Raw genomic sequence first — 21,824 nt, 5'->3', positions numbered from 1 at the left:
AGGGCTTGTTGATACTGTGGATAACGCACATGAACCCAAACGACAGAGACTTTTACACATGTTGATAACTTGTGTAAAAGCTCGGGAAAACTCAACGAGTTATCCACATGTTAAAAAAGAGATTTATTTCCTTTATCAACTAAATGTTTTTTTCAATTCGCTGATTTCTTTTTTTAACTGATCATTTGTCGTCAAAGCTTGCGCAATTTTTTCATACGCATGAATAACGGTCGTATGATCTTTTCCTCCAAATTCAGCCCCAATCTTAGGCAATGAGCTGGAAGTCAATTCTCTAGATAAGTACATTGCGATCTGACGTGGCAAAACAATGGATTTCACTCGCTTTTTACCTTTCAAATCAACCATCGAAATTTGATAATATTTGCTGACAACAGATTGGATATCTTTGATCGTAATGGTTGTGGGTTTAGAAGATGGAAGCATGCTTTTTAGTGCATCAGCTGCTAAACTTGTCGTAATTTCTTGACTCACGATCGCGGCATAAGCTTGAACGCGTACTAAAGCTCCTTCGAGTTCGCGAATGTTTGAATCGATTTGTCCTGCAATGTAGCTTAACGTATCATCCGGAATCTCTAATCTTTCAGCATTAGCTTTTTTACGCAAAATAGCGATACGTGTTTCTAAATCTGGCGGTGTGATATCAACAGATAACCCCCATGCAAAGCGAGATACAAGACGTTCTTGTAATTTTGGTATTTCATTAGGCAGCCGATCACTTGTTAAAACGATTTGTTTGCGATCATCGTATAAAGCATTGAACGTATGGAAGAATTCTTCCTGCGTTCCTTCTTTATCTGCAAAAAATTGAATATCATCTACCAATAATAAGTCTACATTCCGGTACTCTTGACGAAATTTTTCTTGTGTTTTGTTTTGAATTGAATTAATGAAATCATTGGCAAAAGTTTCACTACTTACATATTTAATTTTTGCATCTGGATTCAATAATAACATTTGATGACCAATAGCATGCATCAAATGGGTTTTTCCTAAACCAACTCCTCCATAAAAGAACAATGGATTGTAAATAGTACCAGGTTCCTCAGCTACAACTAAAGCTGCGGCATGGGCCATTTGATTTCCTTTACCAATAACAAAAGTATCAAATGTGTATTTGTCATTTAACAAGGCATTCTTTTTGAATGGATTTTTTTGTTCTATAGATGTTGCAGAAGATTCTTTTTGTGCAGCAATAGCCTCTTCCTCATTTTTGATCACGAAAATTGGGGATAACTCTTGTCCGGAAAATTCATAAATATTTTCTACGATTCTCGTAGTCAGGTTGTTTTCCCAATATTCTTTGTGCAGCGACGAAGGAACTTCAACGATCACATGTTTGTCCGTCAAACGGATTGGGTTGGCAGATTCTATCCAAGTATCATAACTTACTTTAGAGAGTGAATCTTTAAATTTTTCTTTTAAATAGTTCCATAGAGAATGCAAGTCATCCAACAGAAAACCTCCTTTTAAAAATAAGAGCCAGAAAAGCTCCAGTACTTCATTAGTATTTTTGCTATTTTGTTTGTAAATAGGTTGAGAAAGAAATTACTTCCTGTTTAAAGTTCTCATTTCAATAAGTATGGCTCTAATTCATTTAGATCTATTCCTTATTGTTCCATGTATTTAAATATCAAAGAGAGCTTTTCCACACATTTTAAGGAAATGGTAAAACCAGCCACACTCCTAGATAATATCTTTTTCTATTCTAGCACGATAAATAAAAGTTTTCCACAAGTACTTTCCACCTGTTGAAAATATATCCAGACGAGGTGTATAAAGTTATCCACAAGGCAAAAAGAACAGGTGGATAACTTGGATTTTCTTTTTTTATCCCAGAAAAATTGTGGATAAAAATTTAGATTAAAAGCTTTTGTATCAATGGTTACGAGAGTTTTCCACAAATTTAACAAAAGAAAAGCGACAGCCTAGTAACAAGTTGTTGGTATGTGCATAAGTGCGGGAAAACATGGTGGAGAAGTTTATTAAATAAAAATGGCAAAAACAGAGTATGGGGATAGAAAAATAGGTGTGTGGATAACTATAGAGCAAGAAAAAGCACAGAGAAGGCCTGAAAAAATGTTCATTGTTTAACAATCGCTTATTAATTCGTGAGCAATCTCCTTCGGAAAAACTGGAATCAAAAAAGAAAAAAATTGAAAAAGGTCAAAATAAAAATATTTTTAGGAATTGCTAAAAAGAAGCGCTATAAAATGCAAATGAACTATTCTTCTATATATAAATAAAAAATAGCTGCAGTGTGCCTAGGACTGATCGATACTCATCGCATAATGGATTTTTTTAGACAAAAGGATAAAAAAAAGTGACAAATATGAGAAAATGCTAAAAAGTTGTTTTATGTTTATTTCATTTATGATATGATATCTTAGTGAATGATTGAAATTGGGTAGATGTCCTTGACAAGTCTAATTTTTATCATTAGAATGTTCAAGACTGTCTTTAAAAATCCTAATAATTTTAAGAAAGATAGTTTTTCAGGAGGTGTAACACGCATGAAAAGAACTTACCAACCTAAAAAGCGTAAACGTCAAAAAGTACATGGTTTCCGTAAACGTATGAGTACTAAAAATGGACGTAATGTATTGCAAAGTAGACGCCGTAAAGGCAGAAAAGTATTGTCTGCATAAGATCACTGACCGTCTCAGTGGTCTTTTTTTTCTATTTTTTATGCAAAGGGGCAGACTGTATCAAAAATTTGAATGAGTCACTAGGTCTCTATAAAAAAGATTTGTAAGATGAGGGAATGAACGTTATGAGGAAAGCTTATCGTGTAAAAAAAGAAACCGAATTTCAAAAAGTCTTTCATCACGGAAAATCCACAGCAAATCGTCAGTTTGTTGTTTATGTATTAAAGAAAGAAAATCAGCCTCATTTTAGAGTTGGACTTTCTGTTGGGAAAAAAATAGGCAATGCAGTTGTAAGAAATGCAGTAAAACGCAAAGTTCGGCAAAGTCTAACTGAACTGAAGCCGGAACTAAAAGCAGATAAAGATTTTATTGTTATTGCCCGTAAGCCGACAGCGACTATGTCGACGAGTGAAATCAAAAAAAGTTTGATTCACGTTCTGAAGTTAGCTAAAATGTTGGATAAATGAAGAGAAGTGGAGGAAATACAGCGTGAAAAAGCGTAAGCGATTACTTCTTTTATTAGGAATGTTGGGACTGACTGTAGTCTTAGCAGCATGTGGTACAAGTCCGATTACAAGTGACAGTACTGGTTTTTTTGATCGATATGTTATCTATAACTTTTCACAAGTTATTATTTGGTTGTCTAATTTATTTGGAGGAAATTATGGGATCGGTATTATTGCCTTTACCTTGATTATTCGAATCATTCTTTTGCCTCTTACTTATTACCAAACAAAGAGTAGTCGTAAGATGACAGATGTACAACCGCAATTAAAAGCTTTGCAAGAAAAATATTCTTCTAAAGATGCTGAAACAAAAGAAAAATTACAAGCCGAAACATCTAAGTTATATGAAGAAGCAGGAGTAAACCCTGCAGCAGGTTGTTTACCTCTATTGATTCAAATGCCTGTGTTGATTGCATTGTACCAATCAATTAATCGTACGGAAGTATTAAGTACAGGTGATTTCTTATGGGCAAACTTAGGAACACCGGATCCATACTTCATTTTACCAGTCTTGGCAGCTCTATTAACTTTAGCTACATCTAAGTTATCTAGTATGAGTCAAGCAGGTTCTAACCCGACAACGGCTATTATGACATACATGATGCCGATCATGATTTTATTCATCAGTATTTCATTACCAAGTGCTGTTTCATTGTACTTTGTAGTAAGTAATGGATTCTCTGTGGCTCAAACACTGTTGTTCAACAATCCATTTAAAATAAAAAAAGAGCGACAAGAAAAAGAAGACGCAGAAAGACAACGAGAAAAAGATCGTCAACGAGCGTTGAAATTAGCACAAAAAACAAAACGTAATGTGAAGAAAAAATAGTAGTTTAGGTTATAAAATCTTTATGATTATCTAACAGTTTTGAATGGAGGATAGATATGGATAAGTATACCGCAAAAGCCCCTACTGCTGAGGAAGCTGTTGACAAAGCTTTACGCACTTTAGGAATTAGTAAAGAGGAAGCTTCTATTGAGGTTATTGAAGAAGGGAAAAAAGGGTTTCTTGGATTCGGTCAAAAAGATGCGATCGTTACAGTCAGAAATAAATCTGCTGTTAGAGTAGAAAAGGATATTTTTACTGACACAGACGAAGCCGTACCAGAAAAGACTGAAGATAGTGAAGCTGAACTTCCCCATGTTACAATAACTGCTGAAGCTGAGAAGGGTCCTAATGAAGTAAATGATATGGAAGAATCCACTGACTTCAATGAAGATATCAATACTAGAAACGATAGCCAAGCTATTGAGACGGTATCTGATTATTTAGTAGATGTCGTTGCAAAACTTGGTGCTCCAGCGACCATTAGTGTTGAGCAAAAAGAAAAACAAGTCATTTTTCATTTAGATTCTCAAAAAGCAGGGGTCATCATTGGAAAGCATGGAAAAGTTTTGAATGCACTTCAATCTCTGGCACAAGTATTGCTGCACCGTCAAGCAAAAACGAAGATGGTTGCTGTAGTCAATGTGGGAGATTATCGAGAACGTCGGGAAGCTATTCTAAAACGTTTAGCAGAACGTACGGCATCAAAAGTGGAACAAACGAACCAACCAGTGTTCCTAGAACCTATGCCGGCTTTCGAAAGAAAGGTCATACATTATTATCTCAGTCAAAACGAATGGGTAACCACTCATTCAGAAGGCAGAGAGCCACATCGTTATTTGGTAGTAGAACCTTCGGATAAACAAATATAATCATTCAATCTTTAAACGCAGAAGTCTTCATCAAAGAATTCACTTTGATGAAGGCTTTTTTTTTGCATAAATAAGGGAAGCGAGCTACATTAAAACTAAAGAAACGAAAGGAGCGTGAAAGGTATCTGTGACTGTTTTACGGTACCGTCATTCTTTTAAAGTCCCCATAGTAAACATCTCTTCGCTAACCAGACAAGTTCATCGTCCGAGCACTTAAGCCACTCTCTCATTTCAACAAACCAAGGAAAATAACAATCTAAAAATAGTGAATCTATCCCTTTATTGTAGAGGAAAGCTGAACAAAATCGAAACTTGTTTTTAAAACGCTTGCAATAATAATAAAAAACGTTATAATAAACTTGTATATACAAGTTAAATAATTTTTTTCAGCACTTATTACATTTTTTTAAGGAGGAAACAAGATGGCAGATTTTAAGCAAGATGCAAAACAGTTGCTTGAGGATATTGGTGGATCAGATAACATTTCAGCTGTTACTCATTGTGCGACACGTATGCGGTTTGTATTGAACGATCCGAGCAAGGCAGACAACAAAAAGATCGAAAAAATTCCAGCAGTAAAGGGTACCTTTACACAAGCAGGACAATATCAGGTTATTATTGGAAATGATGTAGCTACTTTTTACAATGAATTTGAAAAGGTTTCCGGAAAATCCGGCGTTTCAAAAGATGATGTGAAAAAAGCCAGTAAGCAAAACCAAAACCTATTGCAACGTGCAATGTCGGTATTGGCAGAAGTTTTCTCACCTATTATTCCAGCAATCGTTGTTGGGGGTCTTATTTTAGGGTTCCGTAATATTTTGGAAGCCATTCCAATGGAAACACTTGGACAAGCAATAGTAGATGGTGTACCACAAGTTAATGCAGCTGGAGACCCTATTTACAATACGATCGTTCAAGTATCTCAATTCTGGAATGGGGTTAACTCTTTCTTATGGCTGATTGGTGAAGCGATCTTCCACTTCTTGCCAGTAGGAATCACGTGGAGTATTGCTAAGAAAATGGGAACAACTCAAATTCTTGGAATCGTACTTGGTATTACTTTAGTCTCTCCGCAATTACTAAATGCTTATGGAGTAGCTGAAGCAACAGAGATTCCATTTTGGGACTTTGGGTTCTTCCAAATCGATATGATCGGTTACCAAGCTCAAGTTATTCCGGCGATGTTGGCTGGTTTCGTATTGGCTTACTTGGAACTGGGTTTACGTAAAATCATCCCGCAAGCCATCTCGATGATTTTTGTTCCGTTATTTGCATTAGTACCGACAGTATTGATTGCTCACACGGTTTTAGGACCAATTGGCTGGCAAATTGGAGACTGGATCTCAAATGTTGTCTACTCTGGTTTGACAGGTTCATTCAGTTGGTTGTTTGGTCTATTATTTGGAACATTCTACTCGCCACTGGTTATTACTGGATTGCACCATATGACAAATGCAATCGACTTGCAGTTAGTAGCTGACTTTGGCGGAACAAACTTATGGCCGATGATCGCTTTATCTAATATTGCTCAAGGTTCAGCAGTATTGGCGATTATCTTCATCAACCGCGACAACAAAGAAGAACGCGATATTTCAATCCCAGCAGCTATTTCTTGTTACTTGGGAGTTACTGAACCGGCGATGTTCGGTATCAATATTAAATATGCGTACCCGTTCTTTGCAGCGATGATTGGTTCAGGAATTGCCGGGTTGGTCGCATCTATCTTTAACGTAACAGCAAACTCAATTGGTGTTGGTGGACTTCCAGGTATCTTGTCTATCCAAAATCAATATTGGGTAATTTTCCTAGTTTGTATGGCTATCGCTATCGTAGTACCTTTTGTATTGACATTTGTATTCAGCAAAAACAAACGATTCAGCAAAATGGGAATCGATGATCTACCACAACCTAAGTTAGGTTCATAATTTTTAAGAAAGCAGGGATTCTGTGAGTAACATGCATGAAAAAGTCGTCTATCAAGTTTATCCAAAATCTTTCAACGATTCGGATGGAAATGGAATTGGAGATTTAAGAGGCGTTATTGAAAAAATTCCTTATTTGACCGAATTAGGGGTAGAGATGTTGTGGCTGAATCCATTCTTTATTTCACCGCAAAATGATAATGGATATGATGTTGCACATTATACAGAAATAGACCCTTTATTTGGAACGATGAGTGATTTTGATGAGTTGGTATCAAAAGCAAAAGAAAATGGTATGGGACTTATGCTGGATATGGTGCTGAACCATACTTCTACAGAACATGAATGGTTTCAAAAAGCTTTGGCTGGAGAGAAGAAATACCAAGATTACTATATTTTAAGAGAAGCGAAAGCGGACGGCAGTTTGCCTACAAACTGGGCTTCCAAATTCGGAGGTCCATCATGGTCAAAATTTGGAGATACTGATCAATATTATCTGCACCTTTACGATGTTACCCAAGCTGACTTAGATTGGCGTAATCCTGAAGTGCGCGAAGAGCTCTTTAGCATCGTGAACTTCTGGCTGGAAAAAGGCGTAAAAGGGTTTCGTTTTGATGTGATCAATGTTATCGGTAAAGATGAAGTACTGTTGGATGCAGAAGACGGTATAGGGAAAGCACGTTATACTGACAGACCAATCGCACATGAATTTCTGCGTGAATTGAACCAACGCACATTTGGCCGATATGAAGACATCATGACAGTTGGAGAAATGTCTTCTACGACAGTGCCGAATGGAGTTCAATACTCTAATCCAGAAAATGAAGAGCTGTCTATGATTTTTAGTTTCCATCATTTGAAAGTGGATTACGTTGAGGGCGAAAAATGGACTAAAATGGACTTTGATTTCATGGAATTAAAGAGAATATTGGATGAGTGGCAAGATGGGATGTCAAAAGGGAATGGATGGAATGCCTTGTTCTGGAACAACCATGACCAACCCAGATCAATCAGTCGCTTTGGGGATCCGGTAAATCATTTTGAAGCCTCGGCTAAACTTCATGCTCAAACCATTCATTTACTAAGAGGAACTCCTTATGTTTATCAAGGCGAAGAAATTGGGATGACCAATCCGAATTATTCCGATATTCAAGATTTTGCGGATGTTGAAACCCTCAATGCCTATAAAGAACTATCTGAAAAAGGTATGCAACATGAAGAAATTATGGAAATCATCAGAGATAAATCGAGAGACAACAGTCGCACACCGATGCAATGGACAAATGAATTGAATGCTGGTTTTACAACTGGGGAACCTTGGTTGAAAGTGACTGATAATTTTCATGAAATCAATGTTGAAAATGAATTAGCAAACGGTTCGATTATAGAATACTACAAACGATTGATTGCTTTAAGAAAAGAAATGAAAGTTATTTCTGAAGGCAGCTATCGTGGAATAATGATGGATCATCCCAACGTCTACGCTTATGTAAGAGAATATGAAGGGCAGCAGTTATTAGTGCTGAACCATTTCTATGCTGATCCGGTAGCGATTGATGTTCCTGAAGAATTTCAAAACCGTAGTAGTAAATTCCTTATTGGTAATGGAGAAGAACGATCATTAGGTTCTTCCATTACTTTGGGAGCTTATGAAACGGCAGCTTACTTGTTTGAAAAATAAGTGTTAGAACAAAACAAAATGAGAACACCCTAAAATGCGGACTCTATAGTCTCATTTTAGGGTGTTTTCTGTTAAATGAATGGGTATTTGCTTAGTGCAGGTATGAAGTTCTGGACAATAGCGTGGTAAAAGGCCGTTAGCTGACTTGTGAGAAATATTCTGGCACTCACAAGTCAGGTTTATCTCTTAAAGCTGACTTGTGCCTCAGATTTTCATCTCCACAAGTCAGATAAAGAAGAGTTACCTGACTTGTGGCAATGATTTTGAGATCGATAAGTCAGGTAAGAGAATGCAGCCCTCCTGATAGGCATAAAAAGCAGAGACAACGGCAGGGTTGTTAAACAAGTTGGCTTTGTCCGCTCGCTTAAGGTAAATAGACAACAAAACACACTCCCTGCTGAACAAAATCGTTCATAGTTTTGGGAGTGTGTTTTAGTTTGTGCTCTGTAGACGAGCTGGACAAGGCAATTTAAACGCCTTGTCCAGCTCTCTTCTTATAGCCAGTAGTCTAAGCGCTCTGCTCAACTCTCTAGGGTGTTTTTCTTCTGGCGAAGTCTACAAACCTGAATTTATCGAGTCTGTGGCGGGATTCGGTGTATTGGAAAAATCGAGTGTCTTCTAAATATACCGTACTCCTGACTACGACTACATGAGAATCGTTGTGTAAGTCCATCAATAGCTTGTCATCTTTAGTAATTGGCTCAACCGTAAATTCTTTTTGAGCGTATCCGATTGTTAGTCCTAATCCATCTTCGATATAACGGTATAAGGAATTTTCAGCTTCTTTATCAGGTATCTGTGGAATGATGGAGGTCATTAAGTAGTCTTTATCTAAAATCACGCATTCGCCATCTACTTGACGCTGACGTTCAATATAATGGACTTCTGTGTCCGCAGGCATACCGAGTTGTTGAATAACGTGTTTGGGCAGTAATTGACGCTGATTCGCTGTCAGAATCGTCTTACCAGTTATATGTTGTGTTTCTTGCAGTTCTTTATAGCTTGTTAAACCAGAGACTGGGAAATTAAATCTTTTAACATCTAAAACGATGGAGCCTTTTCCTTGCTGTTTTTGAATGTATCCGCTTTCTAATAACAAGACCAAAGCCTTTCGTATTGTTTCACGGGAAACATTGTAATTTACAGCTAGTTTGTTTTCGCTTGGCAAAAGTTCGCCTGGTTTGTAACGTTGATTTAATATATCTGCCTCAAGGTCTAAATAAATTTCATGGAATTTATTCATATCATTAACCTCGCAATCCTTTATTCATCAATAGTTTACCACATTTAGAGACTAAATTCTTTAACTAGGCGCGTGTTGTAAATGAATTTATGGCAAAAAAGATAAGATTGCTTCAAAATATGAAAAAAAGTCTTCGAATTTATTGACAAAAAGTTAGAGACCTTGTATTATGCTTAAGGATGTAGGATTTATAGTTCTCTACAAGAATGCTCACTAATTAAATAAATTTATCTAAAGGATAAAAAGTAGTCAAAGTGCTTTATCCATTTCTAATTTGAACAGTTCAAATCAAGGGGTGGAGTGGGCACTTTTTTCGTGCAAAAAAATAAAGGAGTGAACGAGTTTGTCATTAGAATTTGATACTATTGCAGCTATTTCAACACCGCCTGGAGAAGGGGCTATCGGGATCGTCCGTTTAAGTGGAGAAGACGCGATAACTATTGCAGACAGTGTTTATCAACTAGGTTCAAAACAATTAAAAGATCAAGACAGCCATACGATTCACTATGGCCACATCGCTAATCCCAAGACAAATAAGACAGTCGATGAAGTGATGGTAACCATCATGCGTGCGCCAAAAACATTTACCAGAGAAGATGTCGTTGAAATCAACTGTCACGGCGGGATATTAGCTGTCAATCAAGTATTGCAAACGGTATTGCATAATGGCGCTCGTTTAGCTGAACCTGGTGAATTTACGAAACGTGCTTTCTTGAATGGTCGAATCGATCTATCTCAAGCAGAAGCTGTGATGGACTTGATACGTGCTAAAACAGATAAAGCAATGAATGTAGCTTTGCAACAATTGGACGGAAACTTGTCTAATTTAATTCGCAATTTACGTTCAGAAATATTGGATACTTTGGCCCAAGTAGAAGTGAATATTGATTACCCTGAATATGATGATGTAGAAGAAATGACTTCTATCTTGCTGATCGAAAAAGCGAAGCAAGTCAAAGCACATATCCAGCAATTATTGGAAACAGCGAGTCAAGGGAAAATTTTAAGAGAGGGATTAGCTACAGCAATCATTGGTCGTCCAAATGTAGGGAAATCCAGCCTGTTGAACCATTTGCTGCGTGAAGAAAAAGCAATTGTAACCGAAATAGCGGGGACGACACGGGATGTTATTGAAGAGTACGTGAGTGTTAAAGGCGTTCCGTTACGATTGATCGATACGGCGGGAATCAGGGAAACAGAAGATATCATTGAACGAATCGGTGTTGAACGTAGTCGTAAAGCGTTAGTAGACGCAGATTTGATTTTATTGGTGTTCAACCAAAATGAACCGTTGACCGATGAAGACAAAGCGTTGATCGAAGTGACAAACCACAACAACCGAATTGTTATCTTAAACAAAATGGACTTGCCCAACAAATTAGATTTAGAACAATTAGAGTTCCTAGTAGGAGAAGACACAATCGTTAAAACGTCTGTCTTGACTCAAGTAGGAGTAGATGTACTGGAACAAAAAATAGCTGATCTGTTTTTCTCAGGAAACACGGGAGAAAAAGATGCGACTTACGTATCGAACGTACGCCACATTGCTTTATTGAATGAAGCGGAAGAAGCATTAGACAGCGTGATCGAAGGAGTAGAGGACGGCATGCCTGTCGACCTTGTCCAAATCGATATGACTCGCTGTTGGGATTTATTAGGTGAAATTACCGGAGACAGTGTTCAGGATGAATTGTTGACGCAACTATTCTCCCAATTCTGTTTAGGAAAATAAGACGCCTTAGTTGAAAAAGAGAGGATGTTTAGATGAACCAATACGAAGCAGGATATTATGATGTTATTGTTGTTGGAGCAGGTCATGCAGGATCAGAAGCTGCCTTAGCTGCAGCACGCATGGGCTCAAAAACGTTGTTGATTACTATCAATTTGGATATGGTTGCTTTTATGCCATGTAATCCTTCTATTGGAGGACCGGCTAAAGGTGTAGTTGTACGTGAAATCGATGCATTAGGCGGAGAAATGGGACGCAACATCGATAAAACGTATATTCAAATGCGGATGTTGAACACATCAAAAGGACCTGCTGTTAGAGCTTTACGTGCGCAAGCAGACAAGTTTATGTATGCCAATGAAATGAAAAAAACGATTGAACAAGAAGAAAACTTGGATTTAAAACAAGGGATAGCTGAAGAATTAGTCATTGAAGATCGCGTCGTAAAAGGAATTATCACCAATACTGGTGCTGTTTATCGAGCTGGAGCAGTTATCTTAACTGCTGGGACATCTTCACGCGGAGAAATTATTATTGGAGAACTGAAATATTCTTCAGGTCCCAACAATTCTCAACCTTCGATCAAATTATCTGAAAGTTTATTGGAGCACGGCTTTGAATTGAACCGATTCAAAACAGGAACGCCACCGCGTGTAAATGCTTCAACAATCGATTACAGTGTCACAACTGAACAACCGGGTGATGAAGAAGCCAATCATTTTAGTTATGAAACGCCAAACAGTGCGTATTTGAAAGATCAGTTGTCTTGTTTCTTAACGTATACGAATGAAAGAACGCATGAGATTATTCAGAATAATTTGCACCGTGCACCGATGTTCACAGGAATCGTTGAAGGTGTAGGCGCACGTTACTGTCCATCGATCGAGGATAAAATCGTACGTTTCAGCGATAAACCACGTCATCAATTGTTCTTAGAACCAGAAGGCCGGAACACAGAGGAAGTTTATGTTCAAGGCTTATCTACGTCACTCCCTGAAGATGTTCAAGAAGAGATTTTACATTCCATTGCCGGTTTGGAAAATGCTCGTATGATGCGTACAGGATATGCGATTGAGTATGATGTAATCACTCCATACCAATTACGTCCATCTTTAGAAACGAAGAAAATTGAAAATTTATTTACAGCTGGTCAAATGAACGGAACATCTGGTTATGAAGAAGCAGCTGGACAAGGGATTATTGCTGGTATTAATGCGGCGTTGAAGGTTCAAGGAAAAGAACCGGTAATATTGAAACGCAGTGAAGGGTACATTGGCGTGATGATTGATGACTTGGTGACAAAAGGAACGAATGAGCCGTATCGTTTGTTAACGTCTCGCGCTGAATACCGTTTATTATTGCGTCATGACAATGCTGATTTACGTCTGACTCAATTAGGTTACGATATTGGTTTAGTCACACAAGAACGTTACGATACATTTTTAGTGAAAAAGGCTCAAATCGAAGGCGAAGTAGAACGATTAAGCAACATTCGGTTAAAACCTACAGCTGAGATCCAAGCTTTCTTAGCAGAAAAAGGAAAAGCACCGTTGAAAGATGGTATTTTAGCGATCGATTTCTTGCGTCGTCCAGAGATCAGCTTCCAAGATTTGATGTACTTTGCTGGAGATGATATTGAATTGCCTGAAGATGTGCAAGAACAAGTCTCTATTCAAGTGAAATATGAAGGTTACATTGCAAAAGCAGTTAATAAAGTGGATAAACTGAAACGCATGGAAAACAAACGTATTCCTGAAAATATTGATTACCGTGCCATCAATGGTTTAGCTACAGAAGCGAAAGAAAAATTGATTAAGATTCAACCTGAAACGATTGCTCAAGCAAGCCGGATCAGTGGTGTAAATCCTTCTGATATTTCGATATTGATGGTTTATGTAGAACAAGGAAAAATCGCAAAAGTGTAAGAAAATTTAGTCTCTTCATCTTCTAACGTTGGTAAAGAAATTTCCTCCGGCCTATGGGGTCGCTTATAGAACGCCATGGGAATGCCTTGAGCCGAAAACCGCGTCTTCAAGACTTGCAAGCTTTGCCGAAGCCGTTGGTTGGAGCGCTAGCAACGTACGGATATGGTATGCGCAGCGCAGCGGAGAACAAACCCCGAGTAAAAGCTGAAGCTTAACTCGGGGTAATTCTCATTGCATCCTTTTCATGGCTATAAGCAACCCCATATTCCTCCAGAAATTTCTAGAACTGAGTTTCTAATAGATTTAGAGTTAGAAAGAAGTGTATTTTCTACTTACCAACGTCAAATGTTGTAGAATCAAAATTCAACTGTGAGTTATGGCGAAAATCAAACAGGTGCCACTAAGAAAACAATTTTTCTTAGTGGGGCCTGTTTTTTCGCTCTAAATAAGAAGGCTGACGCAGCTAAAAGGTAACTTTCAGGAATGAGGGCAAAATAATGGTCGAATATGATATAATGTAGGTTAAGTTAGCGTTCTCAAAGAAAGGAAGAGAAAGAAGAATGAAAATCGATGTTATGAAAGTGAAAGCACCTATTTTGGATCATTCAGGTATTCCTGTTATGTTGACGGATGAAACGATTGAAGAGCGGAAGCAAAAAGTGAGACAATTGATGAAAGATTTTGGCTATAGTTCTTTGATTATTTATGCAGATAAAGAACATGGGAGCAACTTTGAGTATTTAGTTGGTTTTATTCCTCGCTTTGAAGAAGCTTTATTGGTTTTTAATGCAGACGGGAGCGCTCATTTGATTTTAGGAAATGAGAACTCTAATAAAGTTTCCTATTCGCGTATTAAAGCAGAAGGGCAGAAATGCTCATTATTTTCTCTGCCTAATCAGCCAATGGGAGACAGTAGTGAATTAACAGAATGTTTAAAAAAGGTTTCGTTAGATAAAAGCGAAAAAGTAGGACTGGTAGGCTGGAAACTGATGCCGGACACTTTAGGCAAGTCATTTGATCTACCGTATTTTGTTCTTGAAGCTGTTCGATCGATTGTAACAGATGATAAGTTACACAACGCTACCGGCTTATTTATCGGTCCTGTAGATGGAGCACGTACCACAAACAATGCAAATGAGATAGCTCATTATGAATTTGGAGCTTCCTTAGCTTCAGACGGTGTACTAGAAAGTATGAACAAGCTGCAAGTTGGAGTCGTGGAAACAGAAATAGGGAACTATTTGAATCGCGCTGGGCAATACAATAACGTTGTCACCATTTCAGCATTTGGTCCTCGTTTTGTGAAGGGGAATTTATACCCTACCGATAATAAACTAGAAAAAGGCGAAAAAGTTGCCTTAACAGTAGGATATAGAGGTGGTTTGTCTAGCCGATCAGGTTACGCTGTATCCAATAGAGATGAATTGGAAGCTGTAGACAAAAATTATTTTGATGAAGTAGTAAAACCTTATTTTTCGGCCTATCACTTCTGGCTTCAAAATATTGAGATCGGAAAAAATGGTGGGGATTTTTACCAAGAATTTGAAAAGTTTTATCCTCAAGCAACATACGGTTGGGAATTGTGTCCAGGACATCTAACAGCTGATGAAGAATGGTTGTCCTCGCCCTTTTATGCTGGTTCAAAAGCAACTATTCAAAGCGGAATGATATTTCAAGTTGATTTTATCCCTTCACAAGAAGGACACAATGGCATTTCAGCAGAAAGCACCGTTGCTTTAGCGGATGAGCAATTAAGAAAAGAGATTGCATCTAATTATCCGAAATTGTGGAAGCGTATTGAGGCAAGAAGGAACTATTTAGCCGAAGAGTTGAATATTCAATTAGACGCATCAGTTCTTCCTCTAGCGAGTACATTAGGGTACTATCGTCCGTTCTTACTCAATAAGGATTTCGCGTTAGGGATAAAAGAAAACTAAATGGACTATTACTAAAAAATACTGAACTTGTTTCAACCAAAAACCTTTTATCTAAAGAAACGCACAAACTGCCCCCTATAAGAAACAGCTTGTTAAAAGCTTGTTCATTATAGGGAGCAGTTTTTTTTAACCTAAAGCAACGTCTAGAACCATCATCACAGCAAATCCAATCATTAAGGACAGGGTAGCAATATCATTGTTCCCATTTGTTTGAGATTCAGGAATCAATTGTTCTACTACTACGAAGATCATAGCTCCTGCAGCAAATGCTAAGGCATAAGGTAAGATAGCTGCCATGGAGATAACTGCTACAGCACCAATAACAGCAGCAATCGGTTCTACGATAGCGGATAATTGACCCAGATTAAAGGCTTTCCAACGGCTGTTTCCAGCAGCACGAATCGGCATGGACAAAGCGGAGCCTTCTGGTATATTTTGAATCCCGATTCCTAAAGCAAGTCCAATCGCGCTTAAGAAAGCATCTCCATTAGCTGCTCCTGCAACAGTTGCTCCAAAAGCAACCCCTACAGACAACCCTTCAGGAATGTTGTGAATCGTAACGGCTAAAAAGAGCAATAAATTTTTGGAAGCTTTTGTTTTTGGACCTTCACTATGTTCGATAGGTTCTTCCAAATGCAGATGGGGAATGACCACATCGATCAATCTTAAAAAGAATCCTCCCACTAAAAACCCAACTGCTGCTGGAACCCAAGACCAAGTGCCGTAACCATTTTGTTCTGCATAAGAAATAGAGGGGGCTAGTAATGACCAAAATGATGCAGCAATCATGACACCAGCTGCAAAACCATTCATAGAATCAAGAAATTTGCGATTGATATCCTTAAATAAAAAGACAAAAGCTGAACCAAATATTGTACAACCCCATGTAAATAATCCTGCTATAAGTGCTTGTAGTACAGGGTGAAACGATGAAAATGTTTCAAGCATATTCTTTCCTCCTTGATAAACACCATTTTTATTAGATTAAAGATAAAGCGTGCCTAAAAATTTAAATGGAATCCATATAATGGATTCGATTTAAGAAATTAAATTCAGAATAATTTCATTTTATTATTAGTTTAGGCTTGCCTAAAATTTATATTAAACGTACTTGTCGGATTTTGCAAGAAATATATTAAAGATGCTTTACTTCCAATTGACTCAATTTGAAGCGAAGCACCTTCAATTAGCTGATTAAGCAACGATATTCTGGAATTTTGAAGCGCCCTGAAAACGATAAACAATTACTTGAAATGTATGTTGGAGAGAATAATTTTACTATTTGGGATAGTAGGAAATTCTGACAGATTAAAATTTAAGTCTTGTTCAGGAACAGAAAACTGCAGCTGATTGACCAAGTGGTCTAAAAATACATTCATCACTTTGATCGTGATCCATTCTCCGGCACACCGATGTCCGCCTAAGTGGTCTCCACCGCCTTGAGGAATAAAAGAGAAGGGACTTTCTTTCCAATCTTTAAATCGTTCAGGTAGAAATTCGTGAGCTTCTTTCCAAATTTTTGGATCGTGATTGGTTCCATAAATATCCAGAATGGTTAAGGTGTCTTTTTTAAATTCGTATCCATTCCAAGAGAAATCTTTTTTGGTTAAAGCACCTTGAAAAGGGAAGAAGGGATAAAAACGGCGCACCTCTTGGACAAAGTGCTGGTAGTCTGCAGGATTTTGTGAGTTCAATGTTTCTGCTGCAGTGGGAAACTGAATCAAGGCCAAAGCTGTAAAAGCTGCATAGATCGAAATAGCAACGATTGGACGAATAATATTTAATATTTCGACTGCTGCAACATCTTCATCTAGTAACTTTCCAGTAGTGTCTCTATGCCAAGCAAAGACATAAAGAGCAGTATTCTCTTCAACGGATAAGTTTTGATGACGAACTTGTTGGACAAGGTCTTTAATCCACTTTTCAGATTTTGTCCTAGAATGTCTGCCTTTTAAATAAGCGGGACTGACAGAAGCGGTCGTTTCAAATAAATTCGCGACGTCTTTTGTACGACCGGCCACCTCTTCTTCAGATAATGGCACACCAGCCCATTCACATGCTGTGTGGAAAAGAATCTCTTTGACTTCTTCATAAAAGACTACTTGATCCATTGATTTCCATTTAGAGGCATACTGATTCCAGTAGCTGTTTAAAATAGCAGTTAATCGGTCCAATTCTTTAGGCGACATCAAGGACATAAACATTTTTTTACGATTCTCGTGTTCTTCTCCATCCAGTGACTGCACTCCATGTTCGCCAGTAAGTACTTTTTGGATAGGTTTCGGCATGGCATTTTCTCTTTTAAATTTAGAAGTATCATAAAACAGTTCAGCACCTGCTTCTCCACCTAGACAATACGTTTTTTGTCCCAATACAGTCGTTTCAAATACATCCGTATCAAGTTTTTTACGTCTTTCCAGAAAATAAGCATAACCTTCTTTCAATACATCCAATGAATGATCCAATCCTTCTTCTTTAGGTATCTCTTGAGTATGAGTCATATTAAATTCCTCCCTTAATTCAAAGCATATTTTTTTCTAGGAATGGAGTCAACTAAAGAGCTTGAAAAAGAGAGATACAGTTGGAGAACTGTATCTCTCATGTGAAAATTAGAGCTAGTATTCGTTTAATGTTTGTTGGACCATACCTGCTGACTTCAAATCGCAAGCAATGACCAAGTGATCTCCAACATGAATCAAAGTTTCTCCATGAGGAACATGGTATTCGCTCCCTCTACGCAAGGATGTGATTACCATTTCTTTAGGCCAAGCGACTTCTTTGATCGATTTGCCAGCTAAAGAACTATCAGGCTCAACAGGATGAACAAAAGAGTAGGGTTTATGGAGAGTGACATTCGTGCTGGAAGGAATCAATTTTTCCAATAAACTTTCATAAATGGGTTTAGACCCTAAAAAGTCAGCTGTTACATAAGCGATTAAGGCAACGACCGCTAATGGCATCAATTGATTCAATCCACCTACCATCTCTGTTACCAATAAAATAGCTGTTAATGGAGCTTTACCAATAGCGGTAAAGTAACCTGCCATAGCAAATAAAATAAAATGCGTCACAAACAGAGGTTCCATTTGAAAATAAAGGACCAATAGTTGGGCGAACAACGCTCCAATAATGGCACCTAAAGATAAAATAGGCAAGAAAATACCGCCTGGAACATGAGCACCATAAGAGGCCATTGAAAAAATAAATCTAAAAATAAATAAGCCAAATAAGATGGCTAATGATAGATTCCATTCAGGTAGGTTCACAACGATCCCGCTTCCTCCGCCAACCAGTTCAGGCAAATAAAAGGTGATCGGGATCAAGAATAAAAGAGGAATCACTGAATTAAAATAGACAGGTATAAATGAAAAAAGCTGATAAAATTTAGGCAGTACATCTAATAAGACTTTGTTGTAAAACCAACCACAAAAGCCTAACACGATTCCTAATATCGGCAAATAGATGTAGTATTCTAACGGCAGCGAAAGTACAGGACCAATGTCCAACACCGGGGTTAAACCAAAAATAGTCAAAGATACAAAATTAGCGACTATAGCTGAAGTAAAGGTGGTGATTGCGACTACAGGGGAGAAATTGTGATGTACTTCTTCCAATACAAACATCAATCCTGCGATGGGAGCGTTGAATGCGGCCGCTAAACCCGCTCCAGCGCCACTAGATAAGAGGACATTTTCCTCCGTCTCATCCCCATGAGTCAACTGGCTAACTCCTAAGCCCACAGATGCTCCCAATTGGATTGAAGGACCTTCTCTTCCAAGAAACAGACCTGATCCAATCGCTAGTAGTCCGCTGATAAATTTTTTCCACAAAATAGGCCACCACTTGACCTGGATCACACCTTGGACTTGGCCTTCTACTTGCGGAATACCACTCCCTTTGATATGAGGTTCGCTTTTGACAAATAAACCAATAATGATTGCTGTAACGATTGAAACCAACACCCAAGGAATCAACCATAATGGTTGTTCATGGAAAAATGAATACAAATTAAGCATATGTTCAAGAATAAGTTCTACTCCTAAACGAAATAAACTGACAACTATACCTGCAAAAATACCTACCACAATCCCTTTAGTGATGTATCGGATACGGCGGTCAGCAAGTGCAGAAAATAATTTTTTCACGATAACGAGGTCCTTTCTCTATAAAACTGACTTTTAGACTCTACTTTCTATACTACTACTTTTCATTCAGCTAAAACAGGGCGTTTTCTTGAACAGTCAATAAAAAAAGGCTCAAAACTGGATATTCCTCCAGTGTTGAGCCTTTTTTAGCGGCTGTCGCTTGTGTACGTCAAATTATTTGTAATCTGTTTCTTCTATCACCTGATGCATATCGCGGACGCTAAAGATCGCTTTGATGATAATCGCTACGACTGCCCCTAAAAGCGCTCCAATCGGTCCAAAAATCAACACACAGACGATGGTAGACAGGAATGTGTACAGCGGACGAACCCCAATTTGTTTTCCAGTCAGATACGGTTCTGCGAATTGGCGTACCAGCAAAATGACGACGTAAAGCACGGCAATTTTCCAAGCGACATCTCCATCGCCCATTAAAGCTCGAATGATGGCCCAAGGAAGCATGATGATTCCACTGCCTAAAATTGGAATCATATCTACAATAGCGATACCTAGAGCTTTTAATCCCCACCAGTCAATTCCGATAACTACAAATCCGATACACAGTAAAACAAACGTTAATACAGAAAGTTTTAGTTGGGCAATCAGGAAACCTTTGATTCCTTTCCCAGTAGCATACAAAATTTCTCTTAAATAATAAGCCCATTTATCCATTTTCAAATCCCTCTCTTGATGAATTAGTAGGTGTAGTATAACACGAAGCTTTCCTATTTTACTCAGTCTAAGGTTTGAGCATTGAATTTTGCAGGATTATTTCCTGGGAAATAAAAATGAATCTCTATCTTGTATGAAATAAATAGAAAAATCACAACAAACCTGACCAGACAAAACTTGCGGCATTATGGATAGTAAAACTATCCTCAGGAATAGAAAGTTCTTGTGCTATCAGTTCTCTAAATTTTTCTTCAGATAGAGAAGTCGCTATTCTATAACTATTTTTCCCATAATTTTCCCAAATGCCCAGTATTTCTAACAGAGGCTGTTCCTCTATTAAAGGTTTAGGTATAGTGGTAAAGGTTAGAATGTAATCAAGTTTAGTCGTATTATTTTGAAAAAAAATCACTTTAAACTGGTCTTTAGGAATGTTTAATTCTGTATAAATCAATTGGACAAGATCTGATTTGGGAATGGTGATATTTCCTTTAAATGACAGTTGGCCGCTTTTTTCCCACTTAGCAACCTTCCTAAATAATTCGTAACTTCTAATATCTGCATAATAGTCCTCTTGAAAAGCAACTACCGTATTAAACTGAGTTCCTAACAGTGAGGACTCATCACCTTGTTTAGCAGAATAAACAAATATTCCAATGACGACAAGTAGTATCAAAAGACCAAACATATCTTATCCCTCCAGTACAGAATCCGCTTTCTTTTGGTTTATTATAACACATGTAGACACTAAAAATTTAAACAATGATTGGTTTTATAGGAGTTAATTCTTTTTATCGATATATTGGCAAGCTAGTTGAAAGATAACCAATATTAAAATGATCGAAATAAGGAAGGTTACTAAATTACTTCCAATACATACTTCAAAAAGAATATAAGATCCTCCTAAAATGATCGAAACACACGTAAGAAAAATGACTTCTTTCATAATTTATTTCTCCTCTTTCGCTCTTTTAACTATCATACTGAAAGTAATCAGCAATGACTATAAGCCATCAGTTGCTTTTTAGCACTCAATGGTTGCTGAAGTGTCAAAAGAAAAGAAATTTAATTTTAAGAGGGATTTTTTTACTTATTGTAAGTTTTATTCGAAGTGGGAAGTTAATAATTGTTCACTTAAATTAAAATAAGTAGTTATTAATGCGAACTTATCTGTTATATTTTATATGTTATTATAAAATATATTTGGAGGGATTTAGTTGAAAAAAATAGTTTTTCTTTTAAATTGTGTTACTTTTTTTAGTTTGGTCACTACAACGAAGGTGCACGCTGAAGAGACTTTTCCATCACCCTATAACAGTGTTTTTTATGATATAAACCAAGGCGGGATGCAACAATTTGAAGTTGAAGGCGATCTAGGGGAGACGTATATCATTAGTGTTGAAGAAGAGCCGCAATTTTTTATGAGGGCAAGCAACGTCAAGAATGGTACCTATAAAATTACTAAAGAAAGACCCTTACAGTGGAAGGCAAGCTATAAAATTGACATAAGCAATCAGAAAATTACAAGAGCACATTCTGCTTCGGCAACAGCTTTAATTGGAAGTTTTAAAAGCTTGCAACTAAAAGTAGATAGTCCTACACAAGCCACTTATTATTTAAAGAGAACGGTGCTGCTTGTAGAATCTTCTATAAATTTGAGAGCTAAATTATCTGGCAGTAATATTGTCATCACGTACTAGTTA

19 protein-coding genes are annotated in these 21,824 nt (G+C 37.5%); 11 read left to right on the top strand and 8 right to left on the bottom strand.

Annotated features, from left to right (window positions below; all coding sequences use genetic code 11):
• Positions 1–135: 135 nt before the first annotated feature.
• The gene (dnaA, locus tag ACEN36_RS10910) at positions 136–1,473 is read right to left on the bottom strand and encodes a chromosomal replication initiator protein DnaA (protein WP_407097269.1); all 1,338 of its coding nucleotides are present in this window, start codon (positions 1,471–1,473) and stop codon (positions 136–138) included.
• Positions 1,474–2,531: 1,058 nt separating this feature from the next.
• Between dnaA and rpmH the strand changes: the two genes are divergently transcribed.
• The 6 genes from rpmH (at position 2,532) to treC (ending at position 8,473) form a co-directional block, all read left to right on the top strand.
• On the top strand, positions 2,532–2,666 hold the full coding sequence (gene rpmH, locus ACEN36_RS10905; protein WP_007725519.1) for a 50S ribosomal protein L34: 135 nt from the start codon (positions 2,532–2,534) through the stop codon (positions 2,664–2,666).
• Positions 2,667–2,791: 125 nt separating this feature from the next.
• Positions 2,792–3,133: a ribonuclease P protein component gene (rnpA, locus tag ACEN36_RS10900; protein ID WP_407103056.1), complete on the top strand. Its 342-nt coding sequence runs from the start codon at positions 2,792–2,794 to the stop codon at positions 3,131–3,133.
• A 22-nt stretch (positions 3,134–3,155) separates the two neighbouring features.
• Positions 3,156–4,001 (top strand): membrane protein insertase YidC, encoded by an 846-nt coding sequence (gene yidC / locus ACEN36_RS10895; protein WP_407126578.1) that lies wholly within the window; start codon positions 3,156–3,158, stop codon positions 3,999–4,001.
• A gap of 56 nt (positions 4,002–4,057) precedes the next feature.
• Positions 4,058–4,870, top strand: coding sequence for an RNA-binding cell elongation regulator Jag/EloR (gene jag / locus ACEN36_RS10890; protein ID WP_407097271.1), 813 nt, complete (start codon positions 4,058–4,060; stop codon positions 4,868–4,870).
• Positions 4,871–5,292: 422 nt separating this feature from the next.
• Positions 5,293–6,795 carry a PTS system trehalose-specific EIIBC component gene (treP, locus tag ACEN36_RS10885; protein WP_407097272.1) on the top strand — a complete coding sequence of 501 codons (1,503 nt, stop codon included), beginning with the start codon at positions 5,293–5,295 and terminating at the stop codon, positions 6,793–6,795.
• A 22-nt stretch (positions 6,796–6,817) separates the two neighbouring features.
• Entirely contained in the window at positions 6,818–8,473 is a 1,656-nt protein-coding gene (gene treC, locus ACEN36_RS10880) for an alpha,alpha-phosphotrehalase (protein WP_407126577.1), read from the top strand.
• 529 nt (positions 8,474–9,002) lie between these two features.
• Here treC and treR read toward each other — a convergent pair.
• On the bottom strand, positions 9,003–9,716 hold the full coding sequence (gene treR, locus ACEN36_RS10875; RefSeq protein ID WP_407097274.1) for a trehalose operon repressor: 714 nt from the start codon (positions 9,714–9,716) through the stop codon (positions 9,003–9,005).
• 343 nt (positions 9,717–10,059) lie between these two features.
• Here treR and mnmE point away from each other — a divergent pair, with 343 nt between their 5' ends.
• The 4 genes from mnmE to ACEN36_RS10855 all read left to right on the top strand — a co-directional run bounded on the left by mnmE (position 10,060) and on the right by ACEN36_RS10855 (position 15,307).
• Entirely contained in the window at positions 10,060–11,448 is a 1,389-nt protein-coding gene (mnmE, locus tag ACEN36_RS10870; protein ID WP_407097275.1) for a tRNA uridine-5-carboxymethylaminomethyl(34) synthesis GTPase MnmE, read from the top strand.
• A gap of 32 nt (positions 11,449–11,480) precedes the next feature.
• On the top strand, positions 11,481–13,370 hold the full coding sequence (gene mnmG / locus ACEN36_RS10865; protein ID WP_407097276.1) for a tRNA uridine-5-carboxymethylaminomethyl(34) synthesis enzyme MnmG: 1,890 nt from the start codon (positions 11,481–11,483) through the stop codon (positions 13,368–13,370).
• 86 nt (positions 13,371–13,456) lie between these two features.
• A complete protein-coding gene (locus ACEN36_RS10860; RefSeq protein WP_407126576.1) occupies positions 13,457–13,585 on the top strand; it encodes a hypothetical protein in 129 nt (42 codons plus the stop codon).
• Positions 13,586–13,930: 345 nt separating this feature from the next.
• On the top strand, positions 13,931–15,307 hold the full coding sequence (locus ACEN36_RS10855) for a Xaa-Pro aminopeptidase (protein WP_407103060.1): 1,377 nt from the start codon (positions 13,931–13,933) through the stop codon (positions 15,305–15,307).
• Between the two features lie 126 nt (positions 15,308–15,433).
• On the opposite strand, the gene ACEN36_RS10850 is transcribed toward ACEN36_RS10855, so the two are convergent.
• The 6 genes from ACEN36_RS10850 to ACEN36_RS10825 all read right to left on the bottom strand — a co-directional run bounded on the left by ACEN36_RS10850 (position 15,434) and on the right by ACEN36_RS10825 (position 21,067).
• Positions 15,434–16,255: a ZIP family metal transporter gene (locus ACEN36_RS10850; RefSeq protein WP_407103061.1), complete on the bottom strand. Its 822-nt coding sequence runs from the start codon at positions 16,253–16,255 to the stop codon at positions 15,434–15,436.
• Positions 16,256–16,551: 296 nt separating this feature from the next.
• Positions 16,552–17,808 carry a cytochrome P450 gene (locus ACEN36_RS10845; RefSeq protein ID WP_407097279.1) on the bottom strand — a complete coding sequence of 419 codons (1,257 nt, stop codon included), beginning with the start codon at positions 17,806–17,808 and terminating at the stop codon, positions 16,552–16,554.
• 114 nt (positions 17,809–17,922) lie between these two features.
• Positions 17,923–19,452, bottom strand: coding sequence for a chloride channel protein (locus ACEN36_RS10840; protein ID WP_407126575.1), 1,530 nt, complete (start codon positions 19,450–19,452; stop codon positions 17,923–17,925).
• A 174-nt stretch (positions 19,453–19,626) separates the two neighbouring features.
• Positions 19,627–20,124, bottom strand: a complete 498-nt coding sequence (locus ACEN36_RS10835) for an AI-2E family transporter (protein ID WP_407103064.1) — start codon at positions 20,122–20,124, stop codon at positions 19,627–19,629.
• 151 nt (positions 20,125–20,275) lie between these two features.
• Positions 20,276–20,809 carry a hypothetical protein gene (locus tag ACEN36_RS10830; RefSeq protein WP_407103065.1) on the bottom strand — a complete coding sequence of 178 codons (534 nt, stop codon included), beginning with the start codon at positions 20,807–20,809 and terminating at the stop codon, positions 20,276–20,278.
• Between the two features lie 93 nt (positions 20,810–20,902).
• Positions 20,903–21,067: a hypothetical protein gene (locus tag ACEN36_RS10825; RefSeq protein ID WP_407097283.1), complete on the bottom strand. Its 165-nt coding sequence runs from the start codon at positions 21,065–21,067 to the stop codon at positions 20,903–20,905.
• 271 nt (positions 21,068–21,338) lie between these two features.
• On the opposite strand from ACEN36_RS10825, the gene ACEN36_RS10820 reads away from it, so the two are divergent.
• Positions 21,339–21,821, top strand: coding sequence for a DUF5626 family protein (locus tag ACEN36_RS10820; protein ID WP_407103066.1), 483 nt, complete (start codon positions 21,339–21,341; stop codon positions 21,819–21,821).
• Positions 21,822–21,824: the final 3 nt, after the last annotated feature.

This window comes from Desemzia sp. FAM 23989, assembly GCF_045528345.1.
Taxonomy (GTDB): domain Bacteria; phylum Bacillota; class Bacilli; order Lactobacillales; family Carnobacteriaceae; genus Desemzia.
Note: the sequence above shows the minus strand (reverse complement) of the source record. Positions and strands in the feature narration are given on the sequence as shown.

Bases quoted from the DNA above. Each gene is read 5' to 3' on its own strand.
- rpmH (WP_007725519.1), top strand. From the start codon at position 2,532: ATGAAAAGAACTTACCAACCTAAAAAGCGTAAACGTCAAAAAGTACAT.
- rnpA (WP_407103056.1), top strand. From the start codon at position 2,792: ATGAGGAAAGCTTATCGTGTAAAAAAAGAAACCGAATTTCAAAAAGTC.
- jag (WP_407097271.1), top strand. From the start codon at position 4,058: ATGGATAAGTATACCGCAAAAGCCCCTACTGCTGAGGAAGCTGTTGAC.
- treP (WP_407097272.1), top strand. From the start codon at position 5,293: ATGGCAGATTTTAAGCAAGATGCAAAACAGTTGCTTGAGGATATTGGT.
- treR (WP_407097274.1), bottom strand. From the start codon at position 9,716: ATGAATAAATTCCATGAAATTTATTTAGACCTTGAGGCAGATATATTA.
- mnmG (WP_407097276.1), top strand. From the start codon at position 11,481: ATGAACCAATACGAAGCAGGATATTATGATGTTATTGTTGTTGGAGCA.
- ACEN36_RS10855 (WP_407103060.1), top strand. From the start codon at position 13,931: ATGAAAATCGATGTTATGAAAGTGAAAGCACCTATTTTGGATCATTCA.
- ACEN36_RS10850 (WP_407103061.1), bottom strand. From the start codon at position 16,255: ATGCTTGAAACATTTTCATCGTTTCACCCTGTACTACAAGCACTTATA.
- ACEN36_RS10845 (WP_407097279.1), bottom strand. From the start codon at position 17,808: ATGACTCATACTCAAGAGATACCTAAAGAAGAAGGATTGGATCATTCA.
- ACEN36_RS10835 (WP_407103064.1), bottom strand. From the start codon at position 20,124: ATGGATAAATGGGCTTATTATTTAAGAGAAATTTTGTATGCTACTGGG.
- ACEN36_RS10830 (WP_407103065.1), bottom strand. From the start codon at position 20,809: ATGTTTGGTCTTTTGATACTACTTGTCGTCATTGGAATATTTGTTTAT.
- ACEN36_RS10825 (WP_407097283.1), bottom strand. From the start codon at position 21,067: ATGAAAGAAGTCATTTTTCTTACGTGTGTTTCGATCATTTTAGGAGGA.